The organism is Hydrogenimonas cancrithermarum, assembly GCF_030296055.1.
Classification (GTDB): Bacteria; Campylobacterota; Campylobacteria; order Campylobacterales; family Hydrogenimonadaceae; genus Hydrogenimonas; species Hydrogenimonas cancrithermarum.
The window spans coordinates 508,182-529,160 of the sequence record NZ_AP027370.1 but is presented as its reverse complement, the minus strand read 5'-3'; the positions used below and the strand labels follow the sequence as shown (position 1 = coordinate 529,160).

Below are 20,979 nucleotides of genomic sequence, written 5' to 3'. Positions count from 1 at the left end.
ATTATCCTTTGATATCCAGGAGGCCCGGCTGCTCTGTTTCCCAAAAAGGCTTCACGGGTGCCGGTGCGAGCCCGATATCGACGTTTTCGAATCCTTTCAAAAAGGCACTTCGCTCTTTCAGAAGCCGAACGCTTTTTGGATAGTGAAGTTCGAGTCTAAGGTCCTTTTGATGACCTCTTTGAACAATGGTTCCACTCAGCGGACCGATATTGTTCATCGCTGCATAAAATTCTACACTTTTTTGGTTTAAACTCCCGTTTTGTCCACGCTTGCGCATCTGCAGGAGCATCTTTTTCCCGCTTTTGCGAAGAGGAATGGAGAGAATGCCCTGATGAAGCGAAAGAAGCAGCTGTGTGAGCGTCTGGAACTGCTCTTTGCTCGGAGCAGCCGCGAGGGCTTGAAGCAACTGCTCTTTCAGGGCGGATGCGGGATCTTCTTCCCGGGCTAACCGTTCGAGGAATCCGGGTTCGAATGCCGTATGGTTCACTGCTTTGAAAAGCAGCGGTTTGGGCATCGGCCGTTTGAGATGGACGATGCCCTCTTTGCTCTGCTGCATTTCGACCCAATACTCCCGACCCGGTTCGAGCGCCGTTTCGCTTTTGGTCGTGAAGGTGTGTTGTCCCATTTTGATGAGGAACGTACCGTCGTTCTGCCTTTTCAGGACTTCGATACCGAGCTGCAGGAGGGCGTTGACTTCGATTTTGGCAAGATTCCCCACTATTTTCTGGGCCGCCTGAACGGGCGTGAGGCCGTAGATCATAGTGTTTTGAGGTTCTCCAGCATCGTCATGGCGATATCGATCTTTGCAGCCTGCGGGATTTCGACGATTCTCTCTTCGGTGACAAGTGTCACGGTGTTGGTATCGCTTCCGAAGCTGCGGCTGTTTTCGAGGATGTTGAGCGCGACGGCGTCGACTCCTTTCTCTCTCAATGCCTTTTGTGCGTTTTCAAGTGCCGTTTCGGCATTCATCTCCGCTTTGAAGGCGACCGTTTTGATGCCGGTTTTGTCGAGGGTTGCAAGAATGTCCGGGTTTTTGACGAGCTCGAGTCTCCACGTTTCACCCAGTGAATCTTTTTTCAGCTTGCCGCTTTGGGGATAGGCAGGACGATAGTCGCTCACCGCGGCCGCCATGAAGAGCCACGGCGTCTTCTGGATCAGCTCGGGCCGGCCTGTTTCGGAGTGGAACGACGGTTTGGTAAGCACACCCTTTTTCGCGACGCGCAGCGCATCTTTCGTAAATGCCAGCATCTCTTCGGCACTTTCGACCTTGATGACATGCACAGGCGGAATACTCTGCGGTGCACGTGTCGTAACGTAGCAGACATCGGCCCCTCTTGCATATAGCGCCGTCACCAATGCTTCGGCCATCTTTCCGGAGGAGAAGTTGGAGAGGTAGCGGACATCGTCGATCTTCTCGATCGTTCCGCCGCCGGTGACGACGACACGGCGGTTTTTCCAATACTCCTCTTCGAAAAGATGTTTCAGCGACGTCGCGAAGATCGTTTCGGGTTCGGCCATCGCTCCGTTCCCGACCGTGTTGCATGCCAGTAGTTTCGTCTGCGGTTCGACCACTTCGATACGGTGAAGTTTGAGCAGCTTCATACTTGCGGTGGTGACAGGGTTTTCGATCATCCGGGTGTTGGCGGCCGGACAGAGCAGCATCGTTTTCCCAAAGGCGAGGGCGGTCTGGAGCAGCAGGTTGTCGGCGATGCCGTTGCCGAGTTTGTTGATCGTGTTTGCGGTCGCAGGGGCGATGACGAAAAGGTCGGCCCACTCGCCGATGTCGATATGGTTCAGGCCGCCGCTCCATGTTTCGGTCTTCTCGTGCAAGACGGTATCGGAGCTCAGCGCTTCGAAGGTCAGCGGTGAGACGAACCGTTTTGCCGCTTCGGTCATGACGACGCGCACCTGTGCCCCCGCTTTGACGTAGAGCCGTACCAGTTCACACGCCTTGTAAGCGGCGATGCTGCCGGTGACACCGATGAGAACCTTCTTGCCGTCGAGTCTGATTTGCTCAATCATCTATTTCCCTGTTTTGAAGAAGCGGTGGAAGAAGTGTTCGACGATCTTCTGTGGTGTGCGGGAGATGGCGAGTGCCCCCTCGTTAACATCTTTCGTGACCGTCGTTCCGGCGGCGATCATGACATTGTCTTCGATCGTCACCGGTGCGACGAGCTGGGTGTCGGAGCCGATGAAGACATTCTTCCCGATTTTGGTCTTGTACTTTCTCACACCGTCGTAATTGCAGGTGATGGTTCCTGCACCCACATTGGTCCCTTCGTCGATTTCGGCGTCTCCGAGGTAGCTTAGATGGCCGGCTTTGACTCCTTTGAGGTGTGATTTTTTGACTTCGACGAAGTTGCCGATGTGGGTCTCCTCCAGAATGCTGCCGGGGCGTACCCTCGCCATTGGGCCGCAGCTCGAGTGTCTGATGTCGGCATCCTCGATGACGCTGTGCGATTTTATATGACTCTCGGTGATGACCGTCTCACCGTGAATCGTCACGCCGTTGTCGAGCGTGCAGTCGCCGTGGAAAACGGCCCGAGAATCGATGTAGATCGTCGAAGGCAGATGCATCGTGACACCGGCACGCATCCACTTCTCCTTGATCCTGTTTTGCATGATTTCTTCGGCATGGGCGAGGTCGTATCGGCTGTTGACGCCTTTGAATGCCTCCTCTTCGACCCATACCGGCTTGATATGCAGCCCTTCGTCGTGGGCCATCTTGATAATGTCGGTCAAGTAGTATTCCGCCTGCGCATTGTCGTTGGAAAGAAGTGGCAAATAGCGGTCGAGTACCTCTTTTTTGAAGATATAGACGCCGGCATTGACCGTTTTGATGCGTTTTTGCTCTTCGGTACAATCTTTCTCCTCCACGATTCCCTGTACTTCACCGTTTTCGACGACGACACGGCCGTAACCGGAAGGGTCCTCGAGATCGAAGACACTCATGACGATATCGGCATCGCAGCGGATAAGCGGTTCGAGTGCCTCCTGGGTAACGAGGGGCATGTCGCCGTTGAGGACGAGGATGCGATCGTGGAGCGTTTCGATATTCATGACGGCACCGCCGGTACCGGGGTAGTTCGCATGATCTTGTATTTTGAATTTGATGTTGTCGAAAGATGCGTCGATCTCCTCTTTGATGCGCTCTGCCTGATGGTAGAGCACAAGCGTGACGTCGTCACTGATGACCTGGGCGGCTTTGACGGTATAGTGAAGCATCGGAAGGCCGCTTATGGGATGCAGGACTTTTGGGAGTTTCGATTTCATTCGTGTGCCCTGTCCGGCAGCGAGAATGATGACAGATAAAGACATGGGTCGATTCCTCTGAAGGGTGTATTTTAGGTGATTTTAACGCAATTAAGATTAAAATGTTCCAAATTTTGGCGTTACATTGATGATCGTTTATCTTTATTTTCAAATTGCCGATGTTAATTTCGTGAAATAGCGAAGAAATTTTATTTTCAAAAAATGCAGGAGTGTCGATGGACTTAGGTAGTGTCATCGGTTTGGTGTTGATTCTTGGCCTGCTGTTTGGTGCGATGGCCATGGGGGTCGGTATCGGTGCGTATATCGATATTCCCTCCGTTTTGATCGTTATCGGCGGCTCGATCGGGGCGTTGCTCGTGGCGTTCAAGATGGAGCAGATGAAGAATTTCGTCAAAATCTTCATGATCGCCATCAAACCGCCGCAGGAAAATGTTCCCGAACTGATCAAAAAGCTTGTCGAGTACTCCACACAGGCACGGCGTGACGGTATTTTGTCACTGGAAGCGGCAGCCAACAACGAAGAGAACGACTTTCTGAAAAAAGGGCTTTCGATGGCGGTCGACGGCAACGAACCGGATACCATCCGGGAGCTTCTCGAAATCGAGATGGAGCAGACCAGTGAACGCCACAAGGCCAATGCCGCGATTTTCGACCAGTGGGCGGGACTTGCCGGTGCGATGGGGATGATCGGTACACTGATCGGCCTGGTCGCGATGCTTCTGAATATGTCGGACCCGAGCGCCATCGGTCCTTCGATGGCGGTTGCGCTTTTGACGACGATGTACGGTGCGATGATCGGAAACATCTTCGGTACGCCGATCGCCAATATCCTCAATATCCGTGATGCCGATGAAAACCTTGTCAAGACGATTATCCTCGAAGGGATCATGTCGATTCAGGCGGGAGACAACCCTCGAACGCTCGAAGCGAAACTTTTGTCCTTCCTGCCGCCGAACGAACGGGTGAGCCAGTTTGAGTAGGCCGAAGTAAATGGCGAAAAAGAAGTGCCCTGAGTGCCCGAAATGTATGCCGGGATGGCTGGCGGCATTTGGAGACTTGATGAGCCTACTGTTGTGCTTCTTCGTATTGCTGTTGTCGATGTCGACGATGGACGCGAAAAAACTCGAAGAGGCGATCGGATCGCTTGCAGGGGCACTCAGTGTTCTCGAAGGGGGCGAACGCTCCGAACTCGAAGAGCGGCGTATGGAGAGTGGAACGGGCGGCGGTGCAGCCGCTACGTCGCCGACCGAGATTCAGACGTCGCAGCAGGCACAGTCTCAGATGGCGGAACAGATTAGCAAAATGTGGATGCAGATGCTCTCTTTGAAAAACGAGATCAACGAAATCGCGATGAGCCAGGGGGCCACGCCTGTGACGATGGAGGAGTCCGAAAAGGGATTCCTCCTCCGTTTGCCTGCCGAACTGCTTTTCAAGCCGGGTGAGGCGAAGATAGACAATATGGATGCACTGCTGTTTCTCAAACGCATCGCGATGATTATCGACAAACTGCCCAACACGGTGCAGGTCAATGTACGCGGCCATACCGACAACATCCCTCCCGGCCCCAACAGTCCCTATCGTGACAACTGGGAGCTCTCGGCCGCTCGTGCCGTCTCGGTCGTCAAAGAGCTGATAAAAGACGGTGTGGGCCCCAAGCGGCTTTCGGCTTGCGGCAATGCGGAGTTCAAACCGATTGCGACCAATGCGACACCGGAAGGGCGGGCCAAGAACCGTCGCGTCGACCTCTACTTCTTCTCCAACGAGCCGGAGGCCGAAGGGAAGACGAGAAAAAGCATTCTCGATAGCAATCTTCCGGCAGCCGGACAGTGATGCGAAAACTTTTTCTACTGATTCCGCTTCTCCTGGCGATACCGGCATTGGCCGCCCTGGATATTCCGACAGTGAACCTTTCGCTGAGTGCGCCCGCCGAACCGAAAGATCTGGTCAATACCCTGAATATCGTCATCGTTCTGACACTGCTGGTCCTTGCACCGTCGCTGATACTCGTTATGACGAGTTTCATACGGCTGATCGTCGTCTTCGCCTTCCTTCGGCAGGCCCTTGGAACGCAGCAGACACCACCGACACAGTTGCTGGTCTCTTTGGCACTTGTGTTGACGCTCTTCATTATGGAGCCGATGGGCAAAGAGGCGTATGAAAAAGGGATCAAACCCTATATGGACAAAAAGATCGGATATGAAGTGGCGTTTGACGAAACGGTCAAACCGTTCAAAAGCTTTATGCTTCGCAATACGCGTGAATCCGACCTCGCCCTTTTTTACCGTATCCGGCATCTGCCCAACCCGCAGACCGAAGCCGATGTGACGCTGCCGGTACTGCTGCCGGCTTTTATGATCAGTGAGCTCAAAACGGCATTCGAGATAGGCTTTTTGATCTTTTTGCCCTTTCTCGTCATCGATATGGTCGTCAGTTCGGTGTTGATGAGTATGGGTATGATGATGCTGCCACCGGTCATGATTTCATTGCCGTTCAAAATCCTCATATTCGTTCTGGTCGACGGATGGCACCTTTTGGTGGGAAATCTTGTGGAGAGTTTCAAATGACGTGTAAACATTTCGGTGCGTGTGGAAGCTGTTCGCTCTACACGATGCCTTACGAGGATCAGCTGAAAAAGAAAAAAGAGGAGCTTGCAAAACTTCTGGAGCCCTTTTATCGCGGTGAAACGACGCCTTTCGCTTCCGAAGATGCCCATTATCGTGCACGTGCGGAGTATAAGATATACCATGATGAAGAGGGCTGCCACTATGCGATGCGCCATCTTGACAAAAAGTCGTTCGTCACACTCGGTGAGTGCCCGATGGTGGCGAAACCGATCGAAAAGAGGATGTGGCGGCTGCTCGACCTCGTCAATGGCGATGAGACGCTTGAAAACCGGCTTTTCGGGGTGGAGTTTCTCTCCACGACGACCGATGAAGTTCTCGTGACGATGCTCTATCATCGAAAGCTCGATGAGGCGTGGATCGAAAAGGCGAGGTATCTGGAAGAGGAGCTTTCGGCCAAAATCATAGGACGAAGCCGCAAACAGAAAATTGTGCTGAGTGAAGAGTTTGTGACCGAAACGCTCTGTATCGAGGGAAAAACTTACCGATACCGCCATTATGAACAGAGTTTTACTCAGCCCAATCCGAAGGTCAACGAAAAGATGATCGGATGGGCGATGGCACAGGCACGAAGGTATGGTAGAGGAGATTTTTGCGAGCTCTATGCCGGGGCGGGCAACTTCACGATTCCGCTTTCGACACTTTTTGCGCACGTGATCGCGACCGAAATCTCCAAACGCTCGATTCACGCCGCGCTGGAAAACTGCAGGCTCAACGGGGTGGAGAATATCACGTTCGTTCGGATGAGCAGCGAAGAGTTTACCGAGGCTTTGGAGGGGAAACGGACCTTCACTCGTTTAAAAGAGGTCGATCTCGACGCGTTCGATATCGGTACGATGCTCGTCGATCCGCCGAGAGCCGGGCTTGACGAGGGAACCAGAAAGCTGATCGCGAAATTCGATACGATCGTCTACATTTCATGCAATCCCCAGACGCTCGCCCGCGATCTCGAAGAGTTGTGCAGAACACACCGTGTAGAGGATGCGGCACTCTTCGACCAGTTTCCCTACACATCGCATATGGAAGCCGGAGTGGTGCTGACGAAGATGTGATCTTTTCCGATTCGGACTATTCCCCGCCGGCCGGAAGACCTTCCGCTTTCCAGTCGAAAACGAATCCGCCTTCGAGGTTGTAGACATTTTCAAAGCCGTTTTTTGCTAGTTTGTTGGCGGCATAAACGGAGCGTTCACCGCTTCTGCAGAGGATGATCAGCGGTTTCTCGGTATTGCCTTTGGTCAGTTTTATGACCTCTTCGACAAACTTCCTGTTCTCATCCATCATTGGACGGTAGGTCTTTTTGACATGGACCGCTTTCTTCTTTTTCGTCTCGACTTCTGCGACTTTGAGACGTGTATCGAGCGGCGGAAGATCGATACGTACGAAAAAGACGGGAATGTTGATGGAGCCGACTGCATGTCCGGCATAGAGAAATTCGACCGGGTCGCGTACATCGATGACGACGGCTCCCTCTTTTTGGATCAGTTCAATGGCCTCTTTCGCATCGACATCGTCTTGATACTCCATATCTTCTGCGAAAAGCAAGGTTGCAGAAATCAGGAAAAGAAGAAAAAAAAGTCTTTTTTTCATGCGTTCTCCTCGGAAAATTTGGGCAATTGTACCATAACCGCCGTAGAACCATTTTTCGGAAGATTGAAAATGATTATCAACACAATTGACTTTGAAATGCTTTTGCTCTATAATTTGGCAAAAAATTGACGGAAGCAGGATAAGAGGATGAAACCGATAACCGAATGTCCGATAGGATGCGAAGGGACGATTGTCCGCATCAGAGCCAAGGAGCCTATCAAAGGGCGGCTCTTCTCACTGGGGCTTGCGAAAGGGAGTGAATTGAAAGTGCTCGACCATACCCTCGCCAAGCAGACATGGGAAGTCGAAAGCGACGGAACGAAGATCGCTCTGCGCGAAGAGGAGGCCGCCTCGGTCTATATCGAACCGAAGGAATGTAAGCAGTGAAAACGATCAAAGTAGCGTTGGCCGGCCAGCCCAATGTCGGAAAATCTTCCATCATCAACTCGATGACAGGTGCGCGCCTGCATGTCGGAAACTTTTCGGGGGTCACAGTCGAAAAGAAAGAGGTTTTCATCGAAAAAGAGGGGTATGAGATCGAGATCGTCGACCTGCCCGGCATCTATTCGCTGAACGCCTACACCCCGGAAGAGCATGTGGCCAAAAAATTTCTCTTCGAAGAGGATTACGACCTGATCGTCAACGTCGTCGATGCCAATACCCTCTCGCGAAATCTCATCTTCACGATGCAGCTGATGGATATGCAGAAGAAGATGATTTTGGTCGTCAACATGATCGATGAAGTTGAAAAGCAGGGTGGAAAGGTCGATAAAGAGAAACTCGAAGAGCTGCTCGGTATTCCCGTCATTTTGACATCGGCGAAGGAGCAGCGAGGGGTCGATCAGATTATCGACCAGGTCATCGCAACCTATGAAGAGCCGAAGCCGAAAAACAAGCTCTACTATGACGAGCGGATCGAAGAGCAGATCGAAAAGATCGTCAAAATCCTTCATAAGTCCCCCCATTTCAAAGATGCAGACTATGCGCGTTTCATCGCCATACGTCTTCTCGATCGCGATGAGGATATCTATAAAATCATTCACGACCTTCCGATTTTCATCGAACTTCACGAACTGCTCGGAAAAATCTACCGGGAACTGGAGCTCGAGTTCGATGAGGAGAGTACGAGCGATATTTTGAGTGATGAGCGGTATGCCCTCTCGAAAGCGCTTGTGATGGAAGCGCTTAAAAGCCCACCGAAAAAAGTCACGCTGACCGACCGCCTCGATAAACTTCTGATCCATCCGATTTTCGGCTTGCCGATCTTTCTTTTCTTCATGTGGCTTCTTTTCCAGCTCACCTTCGAGATCGGTTCGATCCCGATGGACTGGATCGATGCGGCGTTTACCGAAATCTCCAATCTCGTCAAAGCGGTGTTGCCTGAAGGGGCGATCCAGTCGGTGCTTGCCGACGGGGTGATACCGGCTGTCGGGTCGATCATCATGTTTCTTCCCAATATTCTGATCCTCTTTATGGGGATCAACCTGCTGGAACAGACCGGCTATATGGCACGAACCGCTTTTTTGCTCGATGGGTTCATGAAAAAGTTCGGCCTTCAGGGAAAGGCGTTCATTCCGCTGGTCAGCGGTTTCGGGTGTACCGTTCCCGCCTATATGGCGGCACGAACCCTCAAGAATCCGACGGACCGCATCATCACGATGCTGGTACTCGGCTTCATGAGCTGTTCGGCACGGCTCCCGGTCTATGTCCTTCTCATCGGTGCTTTTTTCCCGGCTTCGCATGCCGGGAACATTCTTTTCATTATCTACATCAGCGGTGCGATACTGGGGTTGATCGTCGCGAAGATTCTGCGTACGGTCCTTTTCAAGGGAGAGCCCGAGCCCTTCGTTATGGAGATGCCGCCTTACCGTTTCCCTTCGATGAAGGCGCTGGGCATGGAGCTTTGGATCAAAGCGAAGCTTTTCTTGAAGAAAGCGGGCACCTTCATCGCGGGGGCTTCCATGATCATCTGGTTTCTCAGCTCCTATCCGCACGATACGGCGATAGAACAGAGTTATACGCAGAAGATAGAGGCGGTACAGGATAAAAGCAAAAAAGAGGAACTTCTGAACGAAATGGTCTCCAAAGAACTCGAGGCGAGTTACCTTGGAGAGATTGGAAAGACGATCGAACCGATCTTCGCACCGATCGGATTCGACTGGCGTATGTCGGTGGCCGTCGTGGCTGGCCTCGCGGCCAAAGAGGTCGTCGTTTCGACACTGGCGACGCTTTATGCGGTGGGGGATGCCGACGAACGCAGCAATACTTTGATCCAGAGACTTCGGGAAAATGTCTCCTTCAAAGCGGCGATCGCCCTTATCGTGATCATCATGATCTATTCGCCGTGCATTGCGGCGATGAGTACATTCTGGGCCGAAGTACCGCAGTGGGCATGGCGAGGGTTCTACCTCGTCTATCCGAACGTCCTGGCATGGCTGGCGGCATTCAGCGTCTACAATTTTCTGGACCTGATGGGGTACTGATGCGTGCTTGCTCGATTCTGCTTGTCCCGTTTTTCGAAGGAGAACGGTTTTATGCGGAAGCATTGAGACGGAAACTGACCGAGATCTTTTCCCTGGAGAGTTTCTGGTCTTCACCCGAGCCGCTTTCTTTGGAAAGTTACGACATGAATAGAGCGCAATATCGGGCCTTCGACCTTCTTCGTACGGCGTGTCTGCGAAAAGAGAACCCGATGCAGATCGTTCTTGGAATAACCGAAGCGGATATCTACGAAGACCGACTCAATTTCGTTTTCGGTCTTGCATCGGCTTTTTACCACTGTGCTGTCATCTCGACCGCAAGGCTTTCCAATCGTTTTTACGATATGGCGGAAGATAAACGGCTACTGTTCCGCCGAATCGTCACCGAATCGGTTCACGAAATCGGCCATACACTCGGGCTCGAACACTGTCCCGATCCGCACTGTGTCATGCACTTTTCCAACTCGCTCGCCGATACCGACAACAAAGGGTACCGCTTTTGCCCAAACTGTCGCCGGAAAGTCGATATCTCGCTCGCATCCTGTCACACTGAAAGCTAAGTCCTCTTTTGCTATACTTCCCTCGAATAAAAATATTGAAAAAGGTATGCCATGGAGTGCGAATTTCCAACCATCAATGCAAATCCCGATGAGATTAGAGAGATTTTTACGGAAGTTAAAACGATCGCCGTGATCGGCCTTTCTCCCGATCCTTTGAAAGACAGCCACCGCGTGGCCAAATATCTGCAGAGTGTGGGTTACAAAATCATTCCTGTCTACCCGAAAGAGGATGAAATTCTGGGAGAGAAGGTCTACCGTTCGTTGGCGGAGATTCCAGGAAACGTCGATATGGTCGACATCTTCAGAAAACCGGCGGCGGTCGCTCCTATCGTCGAGGCGTGCAAACGTCGCGGAGATGTGAAGGTGGTCTGGCTGCAAGCCGGCATCGTCAACAACGAAGCGGCCGAAGCGGCCAAAAAAGCGGGTATGAAAGTGGTGCAGAGCCGCTGTGCGATGGTCGATCACAGAAACTTCGCATGATTCGGCTCGAGGATATCAAGGCGGCACACGAACGCGTGCTCAAAGTCGCCGTAAAGACACCCTTTTCCTATGCTCCGAAACTCTCCGAAGCGAGTGGTTACGAAGTCTATCTCAAAAAAGAGAATCTTCAGACGACCGGCTCGTTCAAGATTCGCGGAGCTTTCAACAAAATCGCCTCTTTGGGCGATGAAGAGCGCAAGAAAGGGGTGGTGGCCGCGAGTGCCGGCAACCATGCACAAGGTGTTGCGCTGGCGGCGAAACAGTTCGGTATTCCCGCCACGATCGTGATGCCCGAAACGACGCCGTTGACGAAAGTGGACGGCGTCAAATCGTACGGTGCCGAAGTGGTGCTTTCGGGGAGCAATTACGACGAAGCCTATGCCTATGCGGTGAAGTTCGCGAAAGAGAAGGGGCGCGTATTCGTGCATCCTTTCGCCGATGAACAGGTGATTGCGGGTCAGGGGACGATCGCTTTGGAGATTTTCGACAAGTGCGAAAGGCCCGATGCCATTCTGGTCCCCGTCGGCGGCGGCGGGCTTATCAGCGGAATCGCGGTGGCGGTCAAGGCGATTTCGCCCGCGACAAAGGTGATTGGCGTGGCAGCTGCGGGTGCCCCTGCGATGAAACTCTCGTTCGATGCCAAAAAGCCGATCGATACGACAAGCGTCCGGACCATCGCCGACGGAATCGCCGTACGCGATACGTCGCCGACGACGCTGGAATATATCCTCCGTTATGTCGACGATATGCTGCTTGTCGACGACGAGGAGATCGCCAACGCCATTTTGTACCTCCTCGAAAAGCAGAAGCTCGTCGTCGAAGGGGCCGGTGCTGTCGGGGTCGCTGCTCTCATTCACGACAAACTCGGTCTGCCTAAAGGTGCCAAGGTCGTCTCGATTCTCAGCGGCGGCAATATCGATGTCACGATGCTTTCGGTCATTATCGAAAAAGGGCTCTTGAAATCTTACAGAAAGATGAAACTTGTCGTCACGCTCGTGGACAAGCCGGGCAGCCTGATGCATCTGACCGAAATTTTGAAAGATGCTCAGGCGAATATTGTCCACATCGGGTATGACCGCACTTCGCTCGACCTGAAATTCGGTGACGCCTATGTCTCGATAGGGCTCGAGACCAAAGGCAAAACGCATCAGGAAGAGATCAAAAAAGCGCTTCTCGAACACGGTTTCCGATTTGAAGAGGAACATTAAAGAGGCTGCATGATTATTGAAAAACGACTGCAGTTCCAATACCCTGTAACGGCGATCAAAGCACTGAACGGCCATCGTGTGGCGATTGTCGACAGTGGGAACACGGTCCGTTTTTTCAGCCTCGATCCCATTAGATTGCAAGACGGGTTCAAAACTTCGCTTCCCCAGAGTGAGAAGCTCTTGCAGGGGGCTGATATCTCCGCTGACGGAAAATATGTTGCGTTTACCGTCAACAAAGAGGGTGTCGCGGTATTCAATGGAATGAAAAAGCAGCTTCTGTACCGGTTCAAACGCCATGAAGGAGCCGTGGAGAGCCTCAAAATCGATGACAAAAACAACTACCTGGCAACAGGCGGGCAGGATGGCAAAACGTTTCTGTGGAGCCTTTCGACAGGGCGGATGGTAGCGTCGCTCCCCCATCATGCCGACTTCGTTACCGCCATCGATTTCAGTCCTAACGGTCAGTGGATCGCGACGGGGAGCTTTGACAAACGCATACTGGTCACCAATATCTCCTCGCTTTCGCAGTGGTTCAGGCTCATCGGCCACAACAGTGCCATAACGGTGCTGCGATTCATAGACCGGCACCGTCTTGTCGCTGCGGATAAAGAGGGCGAAATCGTCGTATGGGACTATTTCGAATCGAAAGTTCTGAAACGCCTCAAAAAGATGTTCGATGGTGTCACCTCACTTGTCACAACACCTGACGACCGATTCCTTTTCGCCGCAGATAGAAGCGGTATCGTCTCCCTTTACGATCTGAACAGTTACGAGCTGGTGGCATTGCGCTATCTTCACTATATGAAACCGGTTAGAAAACTCTGCTATGTCGAAGGCGGCAACCACCTTGTCGTAGGCCTCGAGACAGGGGAAGTGACTTTCAATGCACCGCTCAAAGAGAGCGGCATGATGGAAGAGGCTATCGAAAGTGCCGATCTTGCCGATGCCTACAGGCTGGCGGAAGAGAATCCGCTTTTGCGTTACAGCGATGCCTACGTCAAGCTCGAAGCTTTGTGGGAGGAAGCATTCGAAGAGGCGGTGCGTCTTTTGGAAAAGGGAGAGAAAGAAGCGGCGAAAAAGGTGCTCGAACCGTTTGCCGTGGAGAGTTCGAAACGGCTTCTCATGCAGCAGCTCATCAACGATTATGGTGCGTTCGAGCGATTCAAAACAGCCGTTCTGAACAGAAAATATCCGCTTGCCTACTCACTGGCGGCACAACACCCGATGCTCAAACAGAGCCGCTATTATGCGATGATGGAGAAAGAGTGGGAAAAGATCTTTTCCATGGCGAAAAAGATCATCCTTCAAAACGGCGGAGAGGAGAAGGTTCGTGAACTCGTCAAGCCTTTTCGCGGCATTTCCAGTAAAAGTGTGCTGATTCAGGCCCTTTTGAATGAAAAAGAGATTTATAAACTCTTTATGAAGCTTGTCGCGAAAAAAGATTACAAGGCCGCAATGGAACTCGCAAAACGTCATCCTGCCATCATGGAGCTTGAAGAGTACAAGAAGATCGAGAAGCTTGCCGATGCGATTATCCAAAAGGCCCAGATGGAACTCGAAGCGGGAAACTATGCCGAAACGGCGCGTCTTGCTTCGAGACTAATGGAGTTTCCAGGTTACAAGGAACTCGCCGTCAAGCTGCAGGAGCAGGCCAATCTCTATGCATCCGCCATGCGTTATTTTGCGGAGAAGAATTATGAAGCGATCTACCGCATGCTGGAGCAGCACCCTTGTCTGGAGGAGACGAAGATCGTCAGAAATCTAGAAGAGGCATGGCGGAAAGTGGTCGAGCGTGCCGAAGTAAGTGCCTCTAAAGGGGATGCAGGTGCATTGAAAAAGCTTTTTCAGCCTTTTATGAATTTCCCTCAGAAACGCTTCAAAATCATCGCGCTTTTCAAACAGGCGTACATCGAGAAAATCGACGCATTGGCGCGCTCTTCCGATACCGCACTCGAGGAAGCAATCAACCGATATATCGACCTGTTCGGAATGGATGATGAAATGGCATCGTGGCTGGCGGAACATGGCCTCAAAGAGATGTTCGAGAGTGCTGTGGAACCGAAGGACGTCGGTACGATCAACCCGAAAAACCTGCCTGAAAGTATCGTATGATCGCGATCGATCTCGGTTCCAATACATTCCGGGCGGTGGAGATGGCGTGTGAGACTCTCGAGCCTGTCAGGATGTACGAAAAGATCGTCAAAACGGCCGATCGGCTTCACGAAACGGGAGAAATTTCAGATGCGGCTCTCGAGAGAATCGTCTCGGCGGCAGAAGAGGCGAAGATGAGACTCGATTTTTCGCAAAAGGTGGTAGCCGTGACGACCGAAGCGATACGCAAAGCCTCCAATGCCGATGATGTCATTGCCGCTATCGCCCGACGCACCGGTATCTCGTTTCGTGTCATTTCGGGCGAAGAGGAGGCGAAATATACGCTTCTCGCCGTCAAAAGCAGACTCGAAAAGAGTGGTTTTGAGAGTGACGCCTTCGTTATGGTCGATATCGGTGGGGGTTCGACGGAGATCGTCTTTTATCAGGCAGGGAAGGTTTCGATCGAGAGTTTTCCCGTCGGTATCGTGACTGTGGCACAGGCATACGACTCTCTCGAAGCGATAGAAGCCGCACTGCCTGCGCTGATGGAACCGATGGCTGAACATGCCGCCCGTGCGAAAGCTTCGGGCTACCACCCGAAACGTTTCGTACCGACCGCAGGTACCCCGACGACGGTCGCTGCGATGAAACTAGGCATGGACTACGCCACCTACGATCCGAAGAGAATCAACGGGGCCAGGCTTCTGCGCGAAGAGTTGAAGACCCAGCTTTGCAGACTGCTCGCTTTGGACGAGAAAGCGCGGCAGATGCTCGTCGGCGTCGGCAGGGAAGATCTGATCGCCGCCGGCATTCTGATTTTCGACCACCTTTACGAAATTCTCGGTTTCGATGAAGCGGTTGTCATCGACGACGGATTGCGCGAGGGCGTCGCGATCGCTGAATGCAGGCAATTAAACATCCACGAAATATTTGATTAACATATTTTAAGATATAATCGGCAAATTTCTAAGCTTAGGAGATACGGCCATGGAGATGACCGGTGCACAGATGGTGATCGAAGCGATGAAGCTTGAGGGGGTCGATACGGTATTCGGCTACCCCGGCGGCGCCATCATGAACGTCTACGACGAACTCTACAAACAAAACGACTTCAAACACATATTGACACGCCATGAGCAGGCGGCAGTCCATGCAGCGGAAGGCTACGCCAGGGCAACCGGCAAGGTCGGTGTGGCATTCGTCACCAGCGGCCCCGGGTTCACCAATGCGGTGACGGGCCTCGCAACGGCCTATATGGATTCCATTCCCCTTGTCGTCATCAGCGGTCAGGTCCCGATCACGCTGATCGGAACCGATGCGTTTCAGGAGATCGATGCGACGGGTATCAGCCGCTCTTGTACGAAACACAACTATCTCGTACGAAGCGCCAAGGAGCTTCCACACATTCTGAAAGAGGCGTTCTATCTCGCCAACAGCGGACGTCCGGGACCGGTTCATGTCGATATTCCCAAAGATGTCACGGCGGAACTGGCGAAGTTCGAGTATCCGACCCATGTCGAGATACCGACCTACAAACCGACAACCAAAGGCAATGTCCGACAGATCAAAAAGGCGGCGGAAGCGATCTGCAATGCCAAGCGCCCGGTCTTCTATCTGGGTGGCGGCATCATTCACTCCGGCAGTGCCGACCTGGTGCGAGAGTTTGTCGCGGCGACGCAGATTCCGGCTGTCGAAACCCTGATGGCACGCGGCGTTTTGGATCATGACGATCCGCTTCTGCTGGGTATGGTCGGGATGCACGGCAGTTACCAGGCCAATATGGCGATGAGCGAAGCGGACCTGATGATCGCCCTCGGGCCGCGTTTTGACGACCGTGTTACCGGTAAGCTGAGCGAGTTCGGGAAGCATGCGAAGATTATCCATGTCGATATCGACCCGAGCAGTATCGGCAAGCTTGTCGATGTCGACTACCCGATCGTCGGCGACCTCAAAGAGGTACTCGACGTGATGATTCCAAAGGTCAAAGAGTGCGTCGATCCGGACAAGTATCAGGCGTGGCGGGAGATTTTGAAGCGTTACAACGAGATTCATCCGTTGACCTATGAAGACAGCGACAAGGTACTGAAACCACAGTGGGTGATCGAGCGTGTTGGGCAGCTTCTTGGCGACAAAGCGGTCATCTCTACCGATGTCGGCCAGCATCAGATGTGGACGGCACAGTTCTATCCTTTTAGTTTCCCTCGCCAGTTCATCACGAGCGGAGGGCTGGGAACGATGGGATTCGGTTTTCCGGCGGCGATGGGTGTCAAGCGTGCACGACCCGATATGATCAGTGTCAATTTCACGGGCGACGGCTCGATTTTGATGAATATCCAGGAGCTTGTCACGGCGGTTGAGAGCCGTCTGCCGGTCATCAACATTATCCTGAACAACCACTATCTGGGGATGGTGCGCCAGTGGCAAACTTTCTTCTACGACAAGCGTTATGCCGAGACCGATCTCAGTTTCCAGCCCGACTTCGTCCGTCTGGCCGAAGCTTGCGGCGGTATCGGCTACCGCGTCGAAACGAAAGAGGAGTTCGACGAGGCGTTGAAAGATGCGGTAGACAAAGGCGTCGTAGCGATGATCGATGTTATCGTCGATCGTGACGAAAACGTACTTCCGATGGTTCCGAGCGGCGGAACGCTTTACAATATGATGCTGGAATATAAGGATTGATGATGAAAGTCGAAAGAAGAGTAATTTCCGTAATCGTTCAAAACGAGCACAGTGTCCTCGCCCGCATCACAGGTCTTTTCGCCGCCCGCGGCTACAACATCGAAGCGTTGACCGTCGCGCCGATTCCCGACAGCAATATGTCGCGGCTGACGATCGAGACGAAGGGGAATGTCCGGGTCATCGAACAGATTATCAAGCAGCTTCACAAGCTGATTCCCACCTTCAAAGTGATCGAGCACGAAGAGATGGTCGAAAAAGAGATGGTGCTGATGAAGTTTCCGATCAACGAGTCGCTGGCAAACATTCAGGCGCTTTGCGAAGCCTATAACGGCGGCATCGTGAATGTCAGCAGCCAGCACATCATCACGATGATCGCCGACGAACCCAAGCGTGTCAAACACTTTATCGAAGCGGCGCAGCGGTTTCATCCCGTAGAGATCGTCAGAGGCGGCGTCGTTGCGATGGAGCGTGAATGAGACTGAGCGAGCTTGCCCGTGAACTCGAAATAGAGTTTTCGGGTGAGGATCGTGAAATTTCCGGTATCGGAACGTTAAGCGGTGCGACGCCCTCGCAGATCAGCTTTCTCGACAACCCAAAGTATCTCAAAGACCTTGCAACCACCAATGCAGCAGCCGTCCTGATCTCTTCCAAGCATGCTTCGAAAGTACCGGAAGGCACCATTGCACTGATCGATGAAGAACCCTATCTCAAGTTGGCGATGGCGAGCCGTTTTTTTGCGCCGAAGCCGATGAAAGAGGAGGGTGCCGAGCCGAAAATCGGAGAAGCGTGCATCATCGGGGAAAATGTGGCATTCGGAAAAGATGTCGTTATCGGCGACCGTGTGACGATCATGCCTGGTGCCTATGTCGGTGACGATGTGGAAATCGGTGACGATACGCTGATCTATCCCAATGTGACGATCTATCATCAGTGCAAAATCGGAAAGCGATGTATCGTTCATGCCGGAACCGTCATAGGAAGCGACGGATACGGCTTCGCCCACACCAAAGCGGGCAAACATGTCAAACTCTATCAGCTCGGCAATGTCGTGATCGAAGACGATGTGGAAATCGGTGCCAACTGTGCCATCGACAGGGGGGCGCTCGAATCGACCTTGATCAAAGAGGGTACGAAGATCGACAACCTTGTGCATGTAGCGCACAACTGCGAAATCGGCGAATATTGTCTCATTACGGGCCAGGTAGGACTTTCCGGTTCGACGAAGCTGGGACGGAACGTCGTGATGGGAGGTCAAAGCGGTACAGCGGGCCATCTGGAGATCGGCCCCTTTGCCACGATCGCCGCAAGAGGGGGTGTGACCAAGTCGATAGCCGGCGGAAAAGTCTATGCCGGTTTCCCTCTGATGGAGCATAAAAAGTGGCTCAAACTCAATGCCACGCTTTCAAGACTTCTCGAAAAAAAAACGTGATACAATAAATCATCAAATCCAAGGAGAAGAGGGTGAAAGAAGCAAGACTAATCAAAGAGATTCCGCTGGCGAGTACAAAAGACGGTGCAATAACGGTCGCGACAGTCAAAGAGCCGTATGGCGAAAAGAGTTCGCCGGTCATCAGTCTCGGAATTTGGCTTTCGAAAACGAGTGAAGAGCCGGACTGGAAGGTTCACATTCCTCTCGACAATCTCGATGAAGTGATCGAAGCGCTTCAGGAAGCCAAAAAAGAGTTCTAACCGCACTTTTGGTACAATTGCGGTTTTAAAATCATCAAAAGGACCGCAATGAAATTTGCCAAAGGTTTCAAAGGCAGATACTTTTCTCTTGCTGCCATCGCCGCGACAGTCAGTTGCGTACACCTGCATGCGCAAAATACCCAGGCGATTCAGCTTGAGAAAATTATCGTATCTGCCGCGAATACGGAACAAGAGGAAGATGACGTTACCGAAGATGTAACGGTCATTACCGCAGACGAAATTCAGGAGCGTGGCTATCAAACGCTCAAAGATGCGCTCGCATCGGTTCCTGGGATCTCTTTCACTTCCAACGGCGGCTTTGGCCAACCCACTTCCCTTTATCTTCGAGGAATGAACTCCAACAACACGCTCGTTTTGATCGATGGCATACGCGCCAACGATGTCACCGGACTCAATGGTGCGCAGTTTGAACACTATCTTCTCGACAATGTCGAACGTATCGAAGTGATCAAGGGATCCCAAAGCGGTATATGGGGTGCGGATGCCAGTGCGGGTGTGATCAATATCATCACCAAATATCCCAAGAAAAAGACGATTTCATTCGCCTTGAAGGGTGGTGCGTACAATACCAAACAGCTGAGTCTTGCATTTGGAAACAAAATCGGGGCATTTGATTTTTTCTTTTCACTCGACCATTTTGATACGGACGGTTTTTCCGCTGCAGAACCGGGCAGAAGTTCTCCCGATTATGGAAAGCGCGGAGATGACTTGGGTTGGGAAGAGGATCCTTACAAAAATACGACGTACAGCCTGAAAACGGGTTACGATCTTTCGTCACACGACCGCCTCGAAGCATCGGCGACGATTTTGAATGCGACGGTCCATTTCGATGCAGCCGGCGGTGTGGATGCGGAAGATCTGGACGATCCCTTCGGATACGGGCCCACATCGTATGTCAACGACATAAAAAACCGCTATTTCAATATCAATTACCAACGCACGGACGAGCGAAACAAGGCTAGGATATTTTACAATGTTTCGACATTCAACCGCAGTCAGTATGGTGGTTATAGCGGGCATACGAAAGAGTTTGGACTGAGCGATCGGTTCGATTATACGAAAGATGACTTCGTGCAAGGTGGCATCGGATATCAAAAATTCCATCAAGGTGATTCGGCAGGCATCGATCTTGGAAAGAAGTATGACAATCGATACCTTTTTGCTACCAATTACAACCGTTTCTTCGACAGCGAAACCATTCTGTCGGAAACCGTGCGCTACGATAACTACAGTGCTTTCGACAACAAACTGACATATAAAATAGGATTGAAGCAGTATATAAGCACCGATTTGTACATAAGTGGTAACTATGGAACGGGGTACAACGCTCCGTCACTCTATCAGCTCTACAGTTTTTATGGCAACCGAAACCTAAAGCCCGAAAAGAGTAGAGGATATGATCTGAGTATCGGTTACAAAGGGATAAAAATCTGTTATTTCCGCCAATCGGTGGAGGATCTGATCGACTTTTATTACGATTATAGTACTTACACAGGGTACTATTTCAACGCGGATGGCACGTCTAAATTCGAGGGAATCGAGGCGAACTATTCGCAAGGGTTTTTCGATCTGCTTTCTGTCAATCTCGGATATACCCATCTGCTCAAAGCCGAAGACAACGAGGGCAACGATCTCTATCGACGTGCAAAAGATTCGTTCAGTTATGCATTGACGTGGTATCCGACCGATGCGCATTCTATTGATATAAATGGGTATTATGTCGGTGAACGCTATGACAGTGCATTCAATCCGGTTCAGACCGGTAAGTACAACGTGACGAATGTTGCACTTCGCCACAACTTCGCCAAGGGCTTTACGGGTGAAATCGAAGTGCGCAATCTCTTCGACCGCTTCTACCAGGAAGTTGACGGTTACGGTACGGCCGGCCGATCTATCTATGTAGGTATCAGCGCGAAATATTGATGATGAGAACGGCACGCGGATTTAAAGGACGCTACTTTACCCTTGCGGCGATTCAGGCGCTGAACAGTACGGTGAAGTTGCATGCAAGAGAGAATGCCTTTGTCTCCGCTGCCGTAGTCTACAACGTTTTGAATGATATGCAGGAGGACGACCCGCCCGAAGTGTCATCCTCCTGTTTGTGCACCGAAACGGTCAAACAGGACCGCTCAAAACCCTGTCACTGCAACTGTTATTTCAGGCGTCTTGCCTGGCTTCTTCTGCATCTTAGCAATCTGTTTGGGCGCAGACTTTGCCGCTGCCGCAAAACGAAAACGGGACTGGCTCCTCCATACCCTTTGTCATTTGTTATTGGTCATTAGTCATTGGG

At 51.9% G+C, this 20,979-nt stretch carries 21 protein-coding genes; 17 read left to right on the top strand and 4 right to left on the bottom strand.

The window, feature by feature from the left end:
* Position 1 precedes the first annotated feature (1 nt).
* The 3 genes from QUD54_RS02665 to glmU are packed head-to-tail and all read right to left on the bottom strand — an operon-like array spanning position 2 to position 3,318.
* Complete coding sequence (locus QUD54_RS02665; RefSeq protein ID WP_286337416.1) at positions 2–760, bottom strand: hypothetical protein; 759 nt, start codon at positions 758–760, stop codon at positions 2–4.
* A complete protein-coding gene (coaBC, locus tag QUD54_RS02660) occupies positions 757–2,022 on the bottom strand; it encodes a bifunctional phosphopantothenoylcysteine decarboxylase/phosphopantothenate--cysteine ligase CoaBC (protein ID WP_286337415.1) in 1,266 nt (421 codons plus the stop codon). Before coaBC ends, QUD54_RS02665 begins: the two co-directional genes overlap by 4 nt.
* On the bottom strand, positions 2,023–3,318 hold the full coding sequence (glmU, locus tag QUD54_RS02655) for a bifunctional UDP-N-acetylglucosamine diphosphorylase/glucosamine-1-phosphate N-acetyltransferase GlmU (RefSeq protein ID WP_286337414.1): 1,296 nt from the start codon (positions 3,316–3,318) through the stop codon (positions 2,023–2,025).
* A 170-nt stretch (positions 3,319–3,488) separates the two neighbouring features.
* On the opposite strand from glmU, the gene QUD54_RS02650 reads away from it, so the two are divergent.
* Genes QUD54_RS02650 through trmA form a run of 4 tightly spaced genes read left to right on the top strand, consistent with a single transcriptional unit; the run spans position 3,489 to position 6,946 of the window.
* Positions 3,489–4,253 carry a motility protein A gene (locus QUD54_RS02650; RefSeq protein ID WP_286337413.1) on the top strand — a complete coding sequence of 255 codons (765 nt, stop codon included), beginning with the start codon at positions 3,489–3,491 and terminating at the stop codon, positions 4,251–4,253.
* 10 nt (positions 4,254–4,263) lie between these two features.
* Positions 4,264–5,103: a flagellar motor protein MotB gene (locus tag QUD54_RS02645; protein WP_286337412.1), complete on the top strand. Its 840-nt coding sequence runs from the start codon at positions 4,264–4,266 to the stop codon at positions 5,101–5,103.
* A complete protein-coding gene (gene fliP / locus QUD54_RS02640; RefSeq protein WP_286337411.1) occupies positions 5,103–5,837 on the top strand; it encodes a flagellar type III secretion system pore protein FliP in 735 nt (244 codons plus the stop codon). Before QUD54_RS02645 ends, fliP begins: the two co-directional genes overlap by 1 nt.
* Positions 5,834–6,946, top strand: coding sequence for a tRNA (uridine(54)-C5)-methyltransferase TrmA (gene trmA, locus QUD54_RS02635; RefSeq protein ID WP_286337410.1), 1,113 nt, complete (start codon positions 5,834–5,836; stop codon positions 6,944–6,946). Before fliP ends, trmA begins: the two co-directional genes overlap by 4 nt.
* Positions 6,947–6,962: 16 nt before the next feature.
* Here the strand turns inward: trmA and QUD54_RS02630 are convergent, their stop codons facing one another.
* On the bottom strand, positions 6,963–7,481 hold the full coding sequence (locus QUD54_RS02630; protein ID WP_286337409.1) for a rhodanese-like domain-containing protein: 519 nt from the start codon (positions 7,479–7,481) through the stop codon (positions 6,963–6,965).
* Between the two features lie 147 nt (positions 7,482–7,628).
* Here QUD54_RS02630 and QUD54_RS02625 point away from each other — a divergent pair, with 147 nt between their 5' ends.
* Genes QUD54_RS02625 through QUD54_RS02565 form a run of 13 tightly spaced genes read left to right on the top strand, consistent with a single transcriptional unit; the run spans position 7,629 to position 20,971 of the window.
* A complete protein-coding gene (locus QUD54_RS02625; protein WP_286337408.1) occupies positions 7,629–7,868 on the top strand; it encodes a FeoA family protein in 240 nt (79 codons plus the stop codon).
* Entirely contained in the window at positions 7,865–9,964 is a 2,100-nt protein-coding gene (gene feoB, locus QUD54_RS02620; RefSeq protein WP_286337407.1) for a ferrous iron transport protein B, read from the top strand. The genes QUD54_RS02625 and feoB overlap by 4 nt, the downstream gene beginning before the upstream one ends.
* Complete coding sequence (locus QUD54_RS02615; protein WP_286337406.1) at positions 9,964–10,521, top strand: archaemetzincin family Zn-dependent metalloprotease; 558 nt, start codon at positions 9,964–9,966, stop codon at positions 10,519–10,521. The genes feoB and QUD54_RS02615 overlap by 1 nt, the downstream gene beginning before the upstream one ends.
* 51 nt (positions 10,522–10,572) lie before the next feature.
* Complete coding sequence (locus QUD54_RS02610) at positions 10,573–11,001, top strand: CoA-binding protein (RefSeq protein ID WP_286337405.1); 429 nt, start codon at positions 10,573–10,575, stop codon at positions 10,999–11,001.
* On the top strand, positions 10,998–12,209 hold the full coding sequence (gene ilvA / locus QUD54_RS02605; protein WP_286337404.1) for a threonine ammonia-lyase: 1,212 nt from the start codon (positions 10,998–11,000) through the stop codon (positions 12,207–12,209). Before QUD54_RS02610 ends, ilvA begins: the two co-directional genes overlap by 4 nt.
* A gap of 9 nt (positions 12,210–12,218) precedes the next feature.
* A complete protein-coding gene (locus QUD54_RS02600) occupies positions 12,219–14,321 on the top strand; it encodes a WD40 repeat domain-containing protein (RefSeq protein WP_286337403.1) in 2,103 nt (700 codons plus the stop codon).
* A complete protein-coding gene (locus tag QUD54_RS02595; protein ID WP_286337402.1) occupies positions 14,318–15,238 on the top strand; it encodes a Ppx/GppA phosphatase family protein in 921 nt (306 codons plus the stop codon). Before QUD54_RS02600 ends, QUD54_RS02595 begins: the two co-directional genes overlap by 4 nt.
* A gap of 49 nt (positions 15,239–15,287) precedes the next feature.
* Entirely contained in the window at positions 15,288–16,979 is a 1,692-nt protein-coding gene (locus QUD54_RS02590) for an acetolactate synthase large subunit (RefSeq protein ID WP_286337401.1), read from the top strand.
* Positions 16,979–17,455 carry an acetolactate synthase small subunit gene (gene ilvN / locus QUD54_RS02585; RefSeq protein WP_406600568.1) on the top strand — a complete coding sequence of 159 codons (477 nt, stop codon included), beginning with the start codon at positions 16,979–16,981 and terminating at the stop codon, positions 17,453–17,455. The genes QUD54_RS02590 and ilvN overlap by 1 nt, the downstream gene beginning before the upstream one ends.
* Positions 17,452–18,408 (top strand): UDP-3-O-(3-hydroxymyristoyl)glucosamine N-acyltransferase, encoded by a 957-nt coding sequence (lpxD, locus tag QUD54_RS02580; protein ID WP_286337400.1) that lies wholly within the window; start codon positions 17,452–17,454, stop codon positions 18,406–18,408. The genes ilvN and lpxD overlap by 4 nt, the downstream gene beginning before the upstream one ends.
* A 32-nt stretch (positions 18,409–18,440) precedes the next feature.
* On the top strand, positions 18,441–18,668 hold the full coding sequence (locus QUD54_RS02575; protein ID WP_286337399.1) for a hypothetical protein: 228 nt from the start codon (positions 18,441–18,443) through the stop codon (positions 18,666–18,668).
* Between the two features lie 48 nt (positions 18,669–18,716).
* Positions 18,717–20,612, top strand: coding sequence for a TonB-dependent receptor plug domain-containing protein (locus QUD54_RS02570; RefSeq protein ID WP_286337398.1), 1,896 nt, complete (start codon positions 18,717–18,719; stop codon positions 20,610–20,612).
* Positions 20,612–20,971, top strand: coding sequence for a hypothetical protein (locus QUD54_RS02565; RefSeq protein ID WP_286337397.1), 360 nt, complete (start codon positions 20,612–20,614; stop codon positions 20,969–20,971). The genes QUD54_RS02570 and QUD54_RS02565 overlap by 1 nt, the downstream gene beginning before the upstream one ends.
* Positions 20,972–20,979: the final 8 nt, after the last annotated feature.

Excerpts from the sequence above, each read along its gene's own strand:
- QUD54_RS02615 (WP_286337406.1), top strand. The coding sequence starts at position 9,964 with ATGCGTGCTTGCTCGATTCTGCTTGTCCCGTTTTTCGAAGGAGAACGG.
- glmU (WP_286337414.1), bottom strand. The coding sequence starts at position 3,318 with ATGTCTTTATCTGTCATCATTCTCGCTGCCGGACAGGGCACACGAATG.
- ilvA (WP_286337404.1), top strand. The coding sequence starts at position 10,998 with ATGATTCGGCTCGAGGATATCAAGGCGGCACACGAACGCGTGCTCAAA.
- fliP (WP_286337411.1), top strand. The coding sequence starts at position 5,103 with ATGCGAAAACTTTTTCTACTGATTCCGCTTCTCCTGGCGATACCGGCA.
- QUD54_RS02570 (WP_286337398.1), top strand. The coding sequence starts at position 18,717 with ATGAAATTTGCCAAAGGTTTCAAAGGCAGATACTTTTCTCTTGCTGCC.
- QUD54_RS02610 (WP_286337405.1), top strand. The coding sequence starts at position 10,573 with ATGGAGTGCGAATTTCCAACCATCAATGCAAATCCCGATGAGATTAGA.
- coaBC (WP_286337415.1), bottom strand. The coding sequence starts at position 2,022 with ATGATTGAGCAAATCAGACTCGACGGCAAGAAGGTTCTCATCGGTGTC.
- trmA (WP_286337410.1), top strand. The coding sequence starts at position 5,834 with ATGACGTGTAAACATTTCGGTGCGTGTGGAAGCTGTTCGCTCTACACG.
- QUD54_RS02600 (WP_286337403.1), top strand. The coding sequence starts at position 12,219 with ATGATTATTGAAAAACGACTGCAGTTCCAATACCCTGTAACGGCGATC.
- QUD54_RS02590 (WP_286337401.1), top strand. The coding sequence starts at position 15,288 with ATGGAGATGACCGGTGCACAGATGGTGATCGAAGCGATGAAGCTTGAG.
- QUD54_RS02645 (WP_286337412.1), top strand. The coding sequence starts at position 4,264 with ATGGCGAAAAAGAAGTGCCCTGAGTGCCCGAAATGTATGCCGGGATGG.
- QUD54_RS02595 (WP_286337402.1), top strand. The coding sequence starts at position 14,318 with ATGATCGCGATCGATCTCGGTTCCAATACATTCCGGGCGGTGGAGATG.
- QUD54_RS02665 (WP_286337416.1), bottom strand. The coding sequence starts at position 760 with ATGATCTACGGCCTCACGCCCGTTCAGGCGGCCCAGAAAATAGTGGGG.
- QUD54_RS02625 (WP_286337408.1), top strand. The coding sequence starts at position 7,629 with ATGAAACCGATAACCGAATGTCCGATAGGATGCGAAGGGACGATTGTC.
- QUD54_RS02630 (WP_286337409.1), bottom strand. The coding sequence starts at position 7,481 with ATGAAAAAAAGACTTTTTTTTCTTCTTTTCCTGATTTCTGCAACCTTG.
- QUD54_RS02565 (WP_286337397.1), top strand. The coding sequence starts at position 20,612 with ATGATGAGAACGGCACGCGGATTTAAAGGACGCTACTTTACCCTTGCG.
- ilvN (WP_406600568.1), top strand. The coding sequence starts at position 16,979 with ATGATGAAAGTCGAAAGAAGAGTAATTTCCGTAATCGTTCAAAACGAG.
- QUD54_RS02650 (WP_286337413.1), top strand. The coding sequence starts at position 3,489 with ATGGACTTAGGTAGTGTCATCGGTTTGGTGTTGATTCTTGGCCTGCTG.
- lpxD (WP_286337400.1), top strand. The coding sequence starts at position 17,452 with ATGAGACTGAGCGAGCTTGCCCGTGAACTCGAAATAGAGTTTTCGGGT.